The organism is Humibacter ginsenosidimutans (assembly GCF_007859675.1).
GTDB lineage: Bacteria > Actinomycetota > Actinomycetes > Actinomycetales > Microbacteriaceae > Humibacter > Humibacter ginsenosidimutans.
In genome coordinates, this window is record NZ_CP042305.1 from 969399 (window position 1) to 983491 (window position 14093).

Below are 14093 nucleotides of genomic sequence, written 5' to 3' on the forward strand. Positions count from 1 at the left end.
TCCTCGATGACGGCGCTGAGGAACGCTAACACACAAAACCGACACATCTGCAGGTTTTTGCGATTGTCGCGTCCATCTCCACCGGTTCTCCTCGTGGCGGCACTTCTGTGCTCGGGCACGCCGACCAGCGGTGTGCAGTCCACACCGCTGGTCAGCCGGCCTCAGCCGGGGCCAGGAAGCGTCGACGACGCCCGGGCCCCGCGGGCCTCAGTAGCGCAAACCGTGCCCGAAGCGGAACACCGGGTTCTCCGTGTCGAACGGCACATCGGACCGGCTCGCGCGCACGGCATCCATCGACCGCGGCAGGTCGAACGGCAGCGACCCCTGCGGGCCGCGCTCGCCGAACAACACGCGCAGCACGGCGGCGTCGGATGCGCCGTAGTCCGCGACGAGTGCCTTCGCCCTGGTCTCCAGGCCGCCGAGAACAGCCGGGCGGTCCAGATAGACGTCGATCACGGTCGGCACCACGTCGGCGATGGCGCCGAGATGCTCGAGCTCCTCGGCCGGGAACGCGAGCGAGCCCGCGTGGAAGAAGCTCTCGAAGCCCCCGCCGCGCGGCTCGTAGGGTGCCTTGATGCGCAGGATGGCGACATCCGCATCCTCGGGACTCGCCACGATGCTCGCGTACTCGGCGAGAGCCGACGCATCCACGCCTTCGGCATACACGCGGATGCCCCGGGCCAGCGGCAGCGTCGCACCCTCGTTGGTGAGCAGCGTGAGCGAGTCGCTCTGGGCATCCAGCCCCTCCGCCACGAAGTCGGCGGCGCCGACCACGGCGCGGGCACGTTCCTCGTCGACGAACGGGTGGTCGAACAGACCGAGCGTGAACTTCTCGCGGAGCAGACGGCGCACCGATTCATCGAGACGGTCGCCGGTCACGCGCCCTTCGGCCACCAGGTCGAGAAGCACATCGGTGCAGAGCTCACCGCCGAACTGGTCCACACCTGCGCTCAGCGCCTTGACCATGCGCTCGTCGCGGCTGAGCTCTTCGACGCCCCAGGCACGCGCCGGCATGGGCGTGCCCATGATCGACACGTCGGTGAGCAGGCCCCAGTCGGTGCAGACGATGCCGTCGAAGCCGAACCGCTCGCGCAGAAGAGTCGTGATGACCGACTTGTTGAAGCCGAATCCGACTTCCTCGTACTCGGTGCCGACCGGCATGCCGTAGTACGGCATCATCTGCGATGCTCCCGCCGCGATCGCCGCGGCGAACGGCTTCAGGTGGTACTCGAACTCGCCGCCCGGGTAGACCTGCTCACGGCCGTACGGGAAGTGCGGGTCTTCGCCGTCTTTCTGCGGACCGCCGCCCGGGAAGTGCTTGACCATGGTGGAGACCGACGTCTCCCCCAGCTCCTCGCCCTGGAAGCCCTTGATATAGGCCGCGACCAGTTCGGAGGTGAGGTCGGCATCCTCGCCGAAGGTGCCGTTGATGCGCGCCCAGCGCGGCTCGGTCGCAAGGTCGATCTGCGGGTGGAGCGCCACCCGCAGCCCGACCGCCGTGTACTCCCGGCGGGCGATGTCGCCGAACCGGCGCACGCGCTCGGCCGAGCGGATCGCGGCGAGTCCGAGCGGCTCGGGCCACTGCGAGAAGGGTCCGGCCATCATCGAGGCGCCAGGGTTGTCGGTGAACGAGTGCCGTGGGTCGGTCGAGAACGTGATCGGGATGCCCAGCGGCTGTTCCAGCGCGATTCGCTGCACCGCGTTGTGCCAGGCCGCGAACTCGTGCCCGGTCGGCGCGGCTCCCAGCAGATTGAAGTGGCTCATGCGGCGGTTGCGCACCATGGCCACGACCGACGGGATGCCGTAGGCCGAGTTGCCCTTCGCGGGGTCGCCGACCGCGACCATCATGTGGAAGAGCATGCCCGCCTTGTCGGCGGCATCCATGCGCGAGATGAGGTCGTCCACGCGCTGCTCGATCGTCAGCGCCGGGTCCTGGTAGGGGAACCGAATCGTGGTCACCGTCTCAGTCTGCGTCATTTCACTCCCTTGATCTTGAGCACGAGAAGTCCGCCGACGATCGCCACGGCGGCTCCGACGCCGAACCAGAGACTGTAGCCGGCGGATCCGAAGAGCGCGTTGCCGAGCGGGATGACCACGGTGCCGGCCACGAACGGTGCGATGGTCTGCGGCAGGGTGTTCGCGATGTTCAGCACGCCGAGGTCCTTCGCCGAGTCGTTCGGGTTCGGCAGGACATCGACGCAGAGCGCGGTGTCGACGGCGAAGAAGAGGCCGCCGCCGATGCCGATGAAGCCCTCGGCGACGAGGATGAGCACGAGACCCGTGCCGATGCCGAGGGCCGGTGCGATGGCGAGGATGAGCACGCCGAAGCCGAGCACGATGCCACCGGTGGTGACGAAGGCACGACGGCGGCCGAGCCGGTCGGACATCCGGCCAGCCACGATGCTCACGACGACCATGAACACGACGGACACGATGTTCGCGTAGAGGTTGAACTGAAGCTGCTCCGAAGGCTTCGTCATGCCGAAGTCAGCGGCGAGGAACAGTGTCAGGTACGACGAGATCGACGCGTAGCCGAACATGATCATGGCCTTGGTCAGCCACGCCCAGCCGAGGTTCTTGTGCGTGCGCGGGTTGAACACGAAGGAGCTGAAGAACTCCTTGAAGGAGAACGGTCCGGGCTTCGTGGTGAGCACGCGGTCCTTCAGCATGAGCGCGAAGAGCAGACCGAAGACGAGGCCGATGAAGGCAGGGACGGAGGCGCGCAGGGCGTCCGTCGGCAGGAAGTTGAGGCCGATCGCGCCGACCAGGATGGCCAACGGGCTCGCCGCGCCGATCAGGCCGGAGACGCGACCGCGACGGTGCTCGGGCACCTGGTCGGGGATGGTCGCGGTCTCGGCGGCCTGGGCGAAGTTGCTGAAGAGCTGGGCACCGCACCACGCGATGAGCAGCACGGGGATGTTCGGCGCGAGGCCGACGCCGACGAGCGAGACGAAGGTGAGCACGACGCCGGAGATGATCCACGGCTTGCGCATGCCGAAGCGCGAGGTCGTGCGGTCGGAGAGCCGGCCGGCCAGAGGCTGGGAGACGAGCGCGAAGAGTGCGCCGACGCCGCTGACGAGACCGAGCTGGGTGGGGGCATCCGCCAGGCCGACGAGCGACTGGATCTTGACGGAGAGGCCGCCGAGCACGGGAGCGAGGATGGCGAGGAAGAGGCCGAACGACGCGAGCGCGTACCGCGGCGTGTAGCCACGGGGCTCGCGCTCCTTGAGGTCTCCGGGCTGGATCGCCGTCTCCGGCGCGGTGGTGGTAGACATCAGACTCCTTCGTCCAGGGGCAGGTGCTTCGGGGTGGTGGTGACGTGGTGCATTCGGGTGGTGCAGAACCGGTGAGATCGGATCGGCGCGGGCCGGGATGCCTGTGGCTCGGGTAGGGGCCGGGCGCCGCATGGCACGCTAACACACGAAACCTGCACTTGTGCCGGTTTTCAGAGAAAAACCTGCAAAGGCGCCGGTTTTGACCCCTGAATCGCGATTCGCGGCCTCGCGCCCGGCACAATGGAGACGATGAGCACGACGACGGAGCAGGGTTACTCGACCGGACGCGCACGGCGCGAGCGGATCATCCAGGTCGCCACCGAGCACTTCGGCCGGGTGGGGTTCAACGGCACGACGATGCTCGAGATCGCGGCCGAGTGCGACATCTCCCGCGCCGGGCTCTCTCACCACTTCCCCACCAAGGAATCCCTGCTCGAGGCGGTGCTCGAGACGCGCGACCGCGAAGACCTCCAACGGTTCCGACGCAATGGATCGGGCAGAGCCGACGGCATGGGCATTCTGCGCGGCATGGTCGATCTCGCGGCGCACAACACCCAGGTGCCGGGGCTCATCGGTCTCTATGCGGTGTTGTCCGCAGAGGCCGCCGATGCCGGGCATCCCGCACACGACTACTTCGTCGCGCGTTACGAGCGCATCCGGCGCGGCACGGCTTCCGCGCTCCGGCGCGTGCGCGACGCGGGGCGCCTGGCCGACGACGTCGACATCGACACCACGGCCATCGAGCTCACGGCTCTGATGGACGGACTGCAGGTGCAGTGGCTCCTCGACCCCACCAGTGTCGACATGGCCGCCGTCATGCGAGGGCAGCTCGAGCGTGTGCTCACCGGGCCCCTCTTCGACGAGGAGCCCGTCGAGGCTGACGCCGACATCGAACCCGCCTCGGACGACGACCAGCCGGAACGCGCCGTCAGCTGAAGTCGGTGCGCGGGTCGGGCGGGCAGTTCCAGCGCAGAACGGCCTGCCGCTCGTGCTCGAAGCCGAGTTCGCACACGCTTCCGGTGTCGAGCCGGATGACCGCGCCCGCGGTGATCGGCAGGTCCGCCCAGGTGACGGCGAGCATCCTCAAGAAGTGACCGTGCGACACCAGCAGCACGTCGTCGCCTTCCAGAAGCGACGGCAGTGATCTGTCGATCACGCGTTGCGCCCTCGCCTGCACCTGCTCCGCCGTCTCGCCCGGGGTCTCGCCGGGGACGACGCCGTCGTGCCAGAGGTCCCACGGCACACCGTCGCGCTGCTCGACGATCTGGCGCGTGGTGATGCCCTCGTACCCGCCGTAGTCCCACTCGACGAGGTCGTCGTCGACGATGGGATGCGCGTACCCGGCGAGCGCCGAGGTGCGCTTCGAGCGCACCCGCGGGCTGCACAGCACCATCGCGAACTTGTGACCGCGCAGCATCGAGCCCTGGTCTCTCGCCTGCTGCTCGCCGCGCTCGGTCAGGGTGAGATCGGTGTAGCTGGTGTGCCTCCCGACACGACTCCACGGCGTCTCGCCGTGCCTGATCAGCACCAGGCGTCCGTTCGGGTCGGTTTCGCCGTCCGACATGGGTGCTCCCCCGATCGAGTTCAGAGTTGATGTGCGGTCTCCACCCTCGCAGATCCGAGGGCCGCAGGGGCGCGACCGCGCCGAACTCGATATCCTCGTGAGCGTCCGGCGCGCTGCGGAGTGTCGCCGGTGCTCGAAAAAGGGGCACTCAGCCGTCGCGATGGCGAGCGAGACACATACGGATTCCTCTTCATTCCGTTCTCGTCTCGAAAGGCTTCGCCATGCCCTCCGTCTCCGCACACGTCGCGATCACGCTCGCCGCCCACCTCGACAACGTCTTCGGGGTGATGGGCAACGGCAACGCGTATCTGCTCGACGCTCTCGAGCGTGACACGGACGCCACGTTCACGCCCATGCGCCACGAGGCGGGCGCCGTCGTCGCGGCGGATGCCCACTTCCGCGCCTCCGGCCGTCTGGCCGCCGCCACCGCGACGTATGGTGCCGGCTTCACGAACACGCTCACCGCGCTCGCCGAGGCGGTGCAGGCACGCGTTCCGCTCATCCTCGTGGTCGGCGACGAGCCCACCTCGGGACCGCGACCGTGGGACGTGGATCAGATCGGCCTGGCCGCCGCGGTCGGCGCCCGCACCTACACGGTCGGTCGCACGGATGCCGCCGCCACCACCGTGATCGCCATCGAGCACGCTCTCGCGTACAGCCTGCCCACGGTGCTGGCCATCCCGTACGACGTCGCGCAGCTCGACGCCGGCGCGGTGCCCAGTGTCGACGCACCGCGGCAGCCGGCGCCGCTGGCGGTGCAGGGCGACTTCGTCGCCGCTCAGGTCGCGCGCGTGGCCGAAGAGCTCGCTCAGGCGAAGCGCCCGTTCCTGCTCGCCGGCCGCGGCGCATGGCTCGCCGGCGCGGGCGCCGACCTCGGTGCGCTGGCCGACGCCACGGGCGCCGTGACCGCGTCGACCGCCCTCGGCCGCGGCGTCTTCCCCGATTCGCGTCACGACCTCGGCGTGGCGGGCGGTTTCGGCGCGGCCGGAGCCATCGAACTCGTGCGGCAGGCCGACGTCGCCGTCGTGTTCGGGGCATCCCTCAACCAGTTCACGATGCGGTTCGGCGACCTGTTCGCACCCACGACGAAGGTGGTGCAGATCGATACCGCCCCGGCGGCGACGCATCCGCACGTCGGCGCGTACCTCAAGGCGGATGCCCGGCTCGCCGCCCGCGCGCTCGTCGCCGAGCTGGGTCGACTGGGTGCGGCATCCAGCGGCTGGCGCGACACCATCGACGTGTCGGTTCTCACGGCACGCGACGCAGGCACCGGCATCGCCGACGACGGCCGCCTCGATCCGCGGTCGGTCGCCGCGCGCATCGGGGAGCTGCTGCCCGAAGACCGCGTCGTGGTCTCCGACGGTGGACACTTCATCGGCTGGGCCAACATGTACTGGCCGGTGGCCTCGCCCGATCGCATGATCATGGTGGGCACGGCGTTCCAGTCCATCGGGCTCGGAATGCCGTCGGTCGCCGGTGCCGCCCTCGCACGCCCGCACTCCACGGTCGTGCTCACCACGGGCGACGGCGGCGGGCTGATGGCCCTCGCCGACCTCGAATCAGCGGTGCGGGTCGCACGCGGTCGAGGCATGGCCGTGGTGTGGAACGACGGCGCCTACGGCGCCGAGGTCAATCTGTACGGGCTCAAGGGGCTGGCGAAGGCGCCCATGCTCATTCCGGACGTGAACTTCGCCGAGCTCGCGGCATCCGTCGGAGCCGAGGGCGTCGTGGTGCGCACGCTCGACGACCTGGACGCCCTCGCGCGGTGGACCGGAAGCTCCCCCGCCGAGCGGCCCTTCCTGCTGCTGGACTGCAGGGTGTCGCCGAACGTGATCGCGCCGTACCAGCAGGAGATCATCCGCGTGAACTCGTGACGTGCGGCGGCGAGCGCGCACGCAGGCGTCTCGGCTGACAAGCTGGGTGACGACACAGCGCGTCGGGAGTGACACATGACTGATCCGCAGACCGGGCCGGCTTCGCATTCCGGTACGTCGGCGGTCGATGCCATCGCCCAGCTGCGTGCGTTGTCGGCCGTGCGTCAGCCGCTTGTCCCGCCCGAGCTGCGGGTCGTTCGCGGCACGGCGCGGCCGGCGTCGGTGCTCATCCTGTTCGGCTCGTCGGCGTCGGACGTCGCGGCGAGCGCGCCCGATCTCAGCGTGCTCCTCCAGCTGCGCGCCAGCACGTTACGGGAGCACGCAGGGCAGGTGTCCTTCCCCGGCGGACGACGCGAGCCCGGCGACGCGGACGCCGTGCAGACGGCGCTGCGCGAGGCATCCGAGGAGACGGGTCTCGATCCGAGCACGGTCGAGGTGCTGGCGGAGCTCGCGCCGGTGCCGCTGCCGGTGAGCAATCACAGCGTGACGCCCGTGATCGGGTGGTGGGCGTCCCCCGTTCCGCTCCGCGCGATGGATCGGGCCGAGACCAGCAGGGTGTGGCAGGTGCCGGTGGCGCAGCTGCTCGACCCGGCCACGCGATTCACGGCGGTGATCCATCGAGGCGGTCGCGACTTCGCGAGCCCCGCGTTCGACGTGGACGGCACCATCGTGTGGGGCTTCACCGGGATCGTGCTCGACCGCCTGTTCGACGCCGTCGGCTGGACGCTGGACTGGGACGCCTCCCGTCGCCGGGACATCCCGGCCTGATCGAACCGGGCGGTCGCGACGACGTGGCTGCTCATCCGTGCAGGTTCTGCAACCTTGCATCCTCGCAATTTTGCACAATGTGCACGATGCGCGTAACATTGCAGCGCCTGCAAGAAATTGCCCGCCAACGTCGGCGCTCGGCGCCGACGTACGGTGTCGAGTGCCATGCACATCCCCACACGCACGTCACTTCGAAGGGCTGGCATGTCCACCGCAACCGCTCCCGTGCAGACCCAAGGGTCTGCACCCGGGTCGAAGCCGATCATGACGCATCGGCAGATCCTCCTCGTCATCTACGGCCTGATGGCCGGGATGTTCCCTCTCCTCGCTCGACCAGACGATCGTCGGCACGGCGATCCGCACCATCGGTGACGATCTGCACGGCCTCGACCAGCAGGCCTGGGTGACCACCGCCTACCTCATCACGTCGACCATCTCCGTGCCGATCTACGGCAAGCTCTCCGACATCTTCGGACGCCGCCCGTTGTTCATCTTCGGCATCGTCGTGTTCGTTCTGGGCTCGCTCTTGTCGTCGTTCTCGACGTCGATGCTGATGCTCGCGGCGTTCCGCGCCTTCCAGGGCATCGGCGCCGGCGCCATGATGGCGCTTCCGCTGGCCATCATGGGCGACATCCTCGCCCCGCGCGAACGCGCCAAATACCAGGGGTACTTCTTCGCCGTCTTCGGCATCTCCTCGGTGATCGGACCGCTCGTCGGCGGCATCTTCGCCGGTGCCAACCAGATCCTCTGGATCACCGGATGGCGCTGGGTGTTCCTCATCAACGTGCCGATCGGCATCGTCGCTCTCCTGATGGTGATCACGTTCCTGCACCTGCCGAAGGTCAGCGCGAAGAAGAAGCCGCGCATCGACTGGTGGGGTGCCACCTCCGTCATCGTCGCCCTCGTGCCGCTGCTGCTGGTGGCGGAACAGGGTCGCGAATGGGGCTGGACCTCGGCCGGTTCGATCTCATGCTTCGTGATCGGAGCCGTCGGCATCCTCAGCTTCATCATCATCGAGGGCCTGATGAAGGATGACGCGATCATTCCGCTGAAGCTCTTCCGCTCCGGCACGTTCTCGATGGCCACGATCATCGGCGTGCTCGTCGGGTTCGGCATGTTCGGTGCCATGATGACGATCCCGCTCTACCTGCAGATCGTCACCGGTCTGTCGCCGACCGCGTCCGGCTTCGCCATGATCCCGATGGTGATCGGCCTCATGATCGCGTCCCTCGGTTCCGGCCAGCTCGTCGCACGCACCGGTCGGTACCGCATCTTCCCGGTCACGGGCACGCTGTTCACGGCGGTGGGCTTCTTGATCATGACGTTCCTGAAGTACGACAGCCCTCTCTGGTTCCTCATGCTCGGCACGTTCGTGATCGGCCTCGGCCTCGGCCAGCTGATGCAGTCGCTCGTGCTCGCGAGCCAGAACTCGGTCAAGCCGCAGGACATGGGGGTCGCGAGCAGCGCCGCCACCTTCTTCCGCCAGATCGGCGGAACGCTCGGCACGGCGATCATGCTCTCCGTGCTGTTCTCGGTACTTCCGGCGAACATCGTGCACGCCACGGCCGACAAGCCGACGCTCACCTCTGCGTTGAACGCAGCGCTCGACCCGCAGGTCGCGGCGGCGTCGGAGAACAAGGCGATCATGAAGCAGCTGTGGAACCCGATCGTCACGCCGATCAAGTCGAACATCCAGAAGGAGCTCGACGGAGCATCCAGCGCTGCGAAGGCGGCGGCGGAGAAGGCCGTGACCGAGAAGGTGACGGCGGCGGTCGACGCCCAGGTCGCCGCAGGCGTCATCCCCGAGGCCGCTGCCCCCGATGTCATCCAGCAGCAGGTCGCGGCAGCGACTCCCGCCGCCGAGGAGGCGGCACTCGGTGCCGTCGCGAAGAAGGCGTACGGCACCGTCACCGACGGCCGCGTGCAGGTGGACTGGTCGAACGCGAACCAGCGCTCCCACTGGGTGAACCAGCTCACGCCAACGCTCGAGAAGGAGCTGAAGAAGAACGACACGAAGTCGTCTTCCGCGAGCGACTCGACGAGCGACACCTCGTTCTTGAACGGGGCGGACAGCCGACTGAGCAAGCCGTTCATGGTCGGCTTCACGCAGGCCGTCGTGACCGTGTACTGGGTGGGCTTCGGCGTCATCCTGCTCGCGTTCATCCTGACCTGGTTCTTCAAGGTGCCGCCGCTGCGCAAGACGTCGGCGCTGCAGGAGCAGGCGGATGCCGCAGGCATGAGTGAGACCGGATCGATCCGGCTCCAGGAGGCCTGACGGCACGCCGGGGGCGGCCGAACTCCGGCCGTCCCCGGCGCCCCTGCGAGACAATGGGAACATCATGACCATCGCCCAACCGCCCGTCGGCGACAATCTGCGCGAGCGCAAGAAGCAGCACACACGGCGGGCGATCCACGAGTCGGCGCTCGAGCTCGTCGACGAGAACGGTCTCGACGGCACCACCATCGAGCAGATCTGCCAGCGGGCCGACGTCTCTCAGCGCACCTTCTTCAACTACTACCCCTCGAAGGGCGCCGCCGCGCTCGGCCTGCCTGAGACGGCGATCTCGCCGGAGACCATCGCCCAGTTCCGCCAGGCGACCGGGGACCTCGTGCCCGCGCTCTGCGAGCTCGTCGGCGAGCCGGCGGATGAGCGGCTCGATCGCATCCGCCTGAAAGAGGTCATTCATCGCAGGCCCGAGCTGATGCCGGCGTTCAGCCAGTGGATGTCCGGCGTGCGCGAGCAGTTCGTGCAGCTTGCCGAGGAACGCTCCGGCTCGCGCGAGACCGCGCTGCTCGCCGTCACCCTCGTGATGGCGGCCTTCGGACTCGTCGTTCACGATCAGTCTCAGAACGACGCGCCGGCCGTCGACCGGTTGAAAGAGGCCGTCGACCGCATCGCGGGCGTTCGCACCGTGAAAATGGTGCCGCCGAAGTAGAGCCGCGGCGCGGTGCCGCTGGTCCTGGGCGCTCTCGACGGCTGGCCTCCCGGACTGACCGAGGCTGTTTCTTAAGTATCAAACTTTGTGACATACTCACCCCATCGCAACGAAGGGGTGGGCGATGGGCGAAGTGCTGGCCGGGCCGCAGGGACTGCTGCGCGCGATCAACGCGCGAGCGATCCTCCAGCTGCTCGAAACACGCGGCGCGCTCGCGCGACCCGAACTCGTCTCCGCGACCGGTCTCTCGCACACGGCGGTGACCCAGACACTGCGCGCCCTCCAGCACGCCGGAGTCGTGCGCGAGGCGGGTGTGGATCGTGACCGCCGTGGGCCCGCCGCGACCACCTACGTCCTGCGCAGCAGTGCTGCGGTCGGCATCGCCATGCACGTGGGTGCGACGACGGCGCGCATCGAGCTGATCGATCTCAGCGGCGCCACTCTCGCGAGCACGGCGCTCGACGGGCATCCCGATGCCTCCGATCTGGCACGTGCTGCCGCACAGTGCCTTGCCGATGCGCCGGCCGGGACCCCCGCGAAACCCGCCGCGATCGTCGTCGGTGTCGGCGGCATCGTGGGGGCCGACCGCCGCACGGTCAGGAGTGTGCCGGGCTATGCGGTGGGCGGCACACGGCTGCACGACACTTTGGCCGAGTCGTTCGGCTGCCCAGTCACGTTGGAGAACGACGTGAACCTCGCCGCGCTGGCCGAATGCGACGAGTCACAAGCCAGTGCAGACGACTTCGTGCTGCTCTCGCTCCAGCACGGCCTGGGATCCGCCCTCATTCTCGACGGGAAGCTGCGGCGCGGTGCCGCCGGCGGCGCCGGGGAGATCGCGTACCTTCCGTTGCCGGGCGTCGATCTCGGAGCCGAGTCCCTCGGTGACCGCACGATCACTCGACTCGCGCGGACCGAAGGATGCGACCCCACGGCAGCCCTCCGCAGCCACCTCGATGCCGCGGCTGCTGGCGATCCCGCAGCAGCACGGCTGGTCGCCGAGATCGCACGCAGACTCGCGCTCATCGCGGCGTCCATCACGCTCGTCGTGGAGCCGGCGCGCGTCGTGCTGGGCGGCGACGCCGCGCATCCCGTCGTGCTCGACGCCGTGCGCCGCGTCGCCGCCGAGTCGCTGTCGGCGCTGCCGCTGGCCTTCGAAGCCTCACGCCTCGGCGCGGAAGGAACGTTCAGAGGCGCCGCCGCACAGCTGCGCGACGACCTCACGCGGATCACGTTCGAGGCGGTGGCCGGCATCCCGGATCCGGCACTCGCCCCTCCGGCGTCCTGAACGAACGTCGCCTACTGGATCAGCTGAAAGGCACCGAACATGACACCCTCCCTCGCACCCTCCGACCTGGTCACCAGGCTCGGGCATCCCGATGGCACGCGCGCGATCATCATCAACGCCGACGACTTCGGAATGTGCGCGCCCGCGAACACGGCCATCAGCGGGCTGCTGGCACGCGGCCGCATCGACTCGACGACCGTCATGGTTCCGTGCTCGTGGTCACCGGAGGCGCTCGCGTTCGCCGCAGCGAACAACGGGTTCGACGTGGGCGTGCACCTGGTGCTCACCAGTGAGTGGACCAGGTACCGGTGGCGGCCGCTGACCGGCACCGCCAGCAGCCTGGTCGATGCCGACGGCTTCTTTCCCGCCGACGTCGCGACGGTCGAGCGCACCGCGCGCGGCGCCGACGTGGCTGCGGAGTTCGATGCCCAGCTCGAGACGGCTCTCGCCGCCGGCGCGGACGTGACGCATCTCGACAACCACATGGGCTCCGTGTACGGCCTGGAGACCGGGCGCGACCTTCTCGCAGAGTCGTTCGGCCTGGCGGCCAGCCACGGTCTGCCGTTCCGGCTTCCACGCACCATCGAAGGCATGGGCCTGGCACCGGAATTCCAGGCTGTGCTCGACGGTGCCGTCCGGGCGGCGGACGCACTGGGTGTGGTGCTGCCCGACCGGTTGTGGACGCACCCCTTCGTCCTCGCGGGCGAGGGCACGGCAGACGAAGAGGCGTACGAGCACGTGCGCGATGGGTTCATCGACCTGCTTCGTGCCGTCGGCGCCGGCGTGACCGAGTTCTACCTGCATCCCATGCTCGACGGTGACGAGCTCGCCCGAACCGTCGACTTCGGAGCGCGCAAGCGCGGCTACGAGTTGAGGCTGCTCGACGATCCGATGATCGACGACGTGCTCGCCGAAGAGGGCATCGTGCGTATCGGCTGGCGCAGCCTGCGCGACCTGCAGCGCGCCGAGGCGGTCACGCGGTGAGCGGGGCGCTCAGCGCATGGCGCGACCGACGGCTGACCGGGGCGCCGAGCCGTCGCATCACGCTCGCGTTCGGAGCATCCTCGTTCCCCATCCAGTTGATGGCGCAGACCTTCGCGGCCTTCGTCGTCTACTTCTACGTCGAGCACCTCGGCGTGCCTGCCGCGTGGGTGGCGGGGGCGATGGTCGCGCATGGCATCCTCAGCGCCGTGCTCAACCCCGCGCTCGGTGCCGTCTCCGATCGCGCTCGAACTCGGTGGGGGCGCCGTGTGCCGTGGATCGTGATCGGAACGGGGCCGCTCGTCGTCGCATTCGCCTTGATCTGGATGCCTCCATCGCTTCCCCCGGTCGGTGCGCTCGTGTGGTTCCTGGCGGTCGTCGCGGTCTACGACGCGGCAGGCGTCGCCGTCGTGCTGAACATCTCGGCACTCTTCCCCGAGATCTTCCGTACGACGGGTGAGCGCGCCAAGGGCAACACGCCCCGACAGATCTTCGGCCTGATCGGCATGATCCTCGGCACGGCGGGTGCACCGCTGCTCTACGGCACGATCGGATGGGCCGGCATGGGCATCGGCCTCGGCGTCGTCTGCCTCGGCCTGTACCTCTGGTCGTTCACGGGCATGATCGAGCGCGTGCCGTCAGAGGTCGCCGCCACGGCTCCCGCCCTCGGCTGGCGCGATCAGCTGAGATACACCCTCGCCAATCGCGCGTTCCTCACCTATGTGATCGGGTCTCTGCTCGTGCAGTCGTCGACGTCGATCGTTCTGGCAACCGTACCGTTCTACGTGAAGTACGGGCTCGGGCAGCAGGACGTCGCGGACACGGCCGTGCTCGCCGCGATCTTCGCCGCCGCCCTTCCCGCTCTTGCCGGGTGGTCATGGGTGGTGCGTCGCACGTCGCCGCGTACCGCACTGCTCTGGTCGATGGCCGCGTACACGGTCGCCTCTCTCGCCTATCTGCTGCCGTCGAGCCTTCCGGGCGCGGTGGCCGTGGGGCTGGCCCTCGGGATCGGCGTGGCAGGCATCCTGCAGCTGCTCGAGGTCGCACTCTCGCAGATCATCGACGACGACGAGCGACGCACCGGGCTGCGACGTGAGGGCACCTATTACGGCGTCAACGGGTTCGTCGTGAAGGGCTCGGTCATCGTGCAGGCGATCGTCGTCGCCGCGGTGCTCACGGCATCCGGATACGACGCGTCCCTGCACACCGAGCCCTCCTCGGTGGTGACGGGCGTGCGTCTGCTCATGGCGGTGTTCCCCGCGATCGGCGCGGCCCTGGCGTTCGTGAGCTTCTGGTTCTATCCGCTCAGGGAACGAGACGTTCCCGTGCCTCGCGCGAACGACGACTCGTTGGGAGATGAGACCTCGGAAGAGGAGCCGTCCGCAGTCTGAACCATGTGTCTACATATGT

Annotated in this window: 12 protein-coding genes; 9 read left to right on the forward strand and 3 right to left on the reverse strand. The window is 68.7% G+C overall.

Annotated elements, in window-relative coordinates; all coding sequences use genetic code 11:
• Nucleotides 1–207: 207 nt before the first annotated feature.
• Entirely contained in the window at nucleotides 208–1977 is a 1770-nt protein-coding gene (locus tag FPZ11_RS04630; protein WP_146318780.1) for a glycoside hydrolase family 3 protein, read from the reverse strand.
• Entirely contained in the window at nucleotides 1974–3275 is a 1302-nt protein-coding gene (locus FPZ11_RS04635; protein WP_168203733.1) for an MFS transporter, read from the reverse strand. Before FPZ11_RS04635 ends, FPZ11_RS04630 begins: the two co-directional genes overlap by 4 nt.
• A gap of 249 nt (nucleotides 3276–3524) precedes the next feature.
• On the opposite strand from FPZ11_RS04635, the gene FPZ11_RS04640 reads away from it, so the two are divergent.
• The gene (locus tag FPZ11_RS04640; RefSeq protein ID WP_146318784.1) at nucleotides 3525–4211 is read left to right on the forward strand and encodes a TetR/AcrR family transcriptional regulator; all 687 of its coding nucleotides are present in this window, start codon (nucleotides 3525–3527) and stop codon (nucleotides 4209–4211) included.
• Here FPZ11_RS04640 and FPZ11_RS04645 read toward each other — a convergent pair.
• Nucleotides 4204–4839 (reverse strand): histidine phosphatase family protein, encoded by a 636-nt coding sequence (locus FPZ11_RS04645; protein ID WP_146318786.1) that lies wholly within the window; start codon nucleotides 4837–4839, stop codon nucleotides 4204–4206. The two genes, FPZ11_RS04640 and FPZ11_RS04645, sit on opposite strands and share 8 nt — an antisense overlap.
• 221 nt (nucleotides 4840–5060) lie before the next feature.
• Here FPZ11_RS04645 and FPZ11_RS04650 point away from each other — a divergent pair, with 221 nt between their 5' ends.
• From FPZ11_RS04650 to FPZ11_RS04680, 8 genes are all read left to right on the forward strand, one after another.
• Nucleotides 5061–6713 carry a thiamine pyrophosphate-binding protein gene (locus FPZ11_RS04650; protein WP_146318788.1) on the forward strand — a complete coding sequence of 551 codons (1653 nt, stop codon included), beginning with the start codon at nucleotides 5061–5063 and terminating at the stop codon, nucleotides 6711–6713.
• 75 nt (nucleotides 6714–6788) lie between these two features.
• A complete protein-coding gene (locus FPZ11_RS04655; protein WP_146318791.1) occupies nucleotides 6789–7481 on the forward strand; it encodes an NUDIX hydrolase in 693 nt (230 codons plus the stop codon).
• Between the two features lie 204 nt (nucleotides 7482–7685).
• Nucleotides 7686–7853 (forward strand): hypothetical protein, encoded by a 168-nt coding sequence (locus tag FPZ11_RS20225; RefSeq protein WP_367889431.1) that lies wholly within the window; start codon nucleotides 7686–7688, stop codon nucleotides 7851–7853.
• A complete protein-coding gene (locus FPZ11_RS04660; protein WP_367889440.1) occupies nucleotides 7846–9756 on the forward strand; it encodes an MDR family MFS transporter in 1911 nt (636 codons plus the stop codon). The genes FPZ11_RS20225 and FPZ11_RS04660 overlap by 8 nt, the downstream gene beginning before the upstream one ends.
• A 64-nt stretch (nucleotides 9757–9820) precedes the next feature.
• Nucleotides 9821–10417 carry a TetR/AcrR family transcriptional regulator gene (locus FPZ11_RS04665; RefSeq protein ID WP_146318793.1) on the forward strand — a complete coding sequence of 199 codons (597 nt, stop codon included), beginning with the start codon at nucleotides 9821–9823 and terminating at the stop codon, nucleotides 10415–10417.
• A 124-nt stretch (nucleotides 10418–10541) separates the two neighbouring features.
• Nucleotides 10542–11702, forward strand: a complete 1161-nt coding sequence (locus tag FPZ11_RS04670; protein ID WP_146318795.1) for an ROK family transcriptional regulator — start codon at nucleotides 10542–10544, stop codon at nucleotides 11700–11702.
• Nucleotides 11703–11741: 39 nt separating this feature from the next.
• Nucleotides 11742–12686: a polysaccharide deacetylase family protein gene (locus FPZ11_RS04675; protein ID WP_146318797.1), complete on the forward strand. Its 945-nt coding sequence runs from the start codon at nucleotides 11742–11744 to the stop codon at nucleotides 12684–12686.
• Entirely contained in the window at nucleotides 12683–14074 is a 1392-nt protein-coding gene (locus tag FPZ11_RS04680) for an MFS transporter (RefSeq protein WP_246846528.1), read from the forward strand. The genes FPZ11_RS04675 and FPZ11_RS04680 overlap by 4 nt, the downstream gene beginning before the upstream one ends.
• Nucleotides 14075–14093 lie beyond the last annotated feature (19 nt).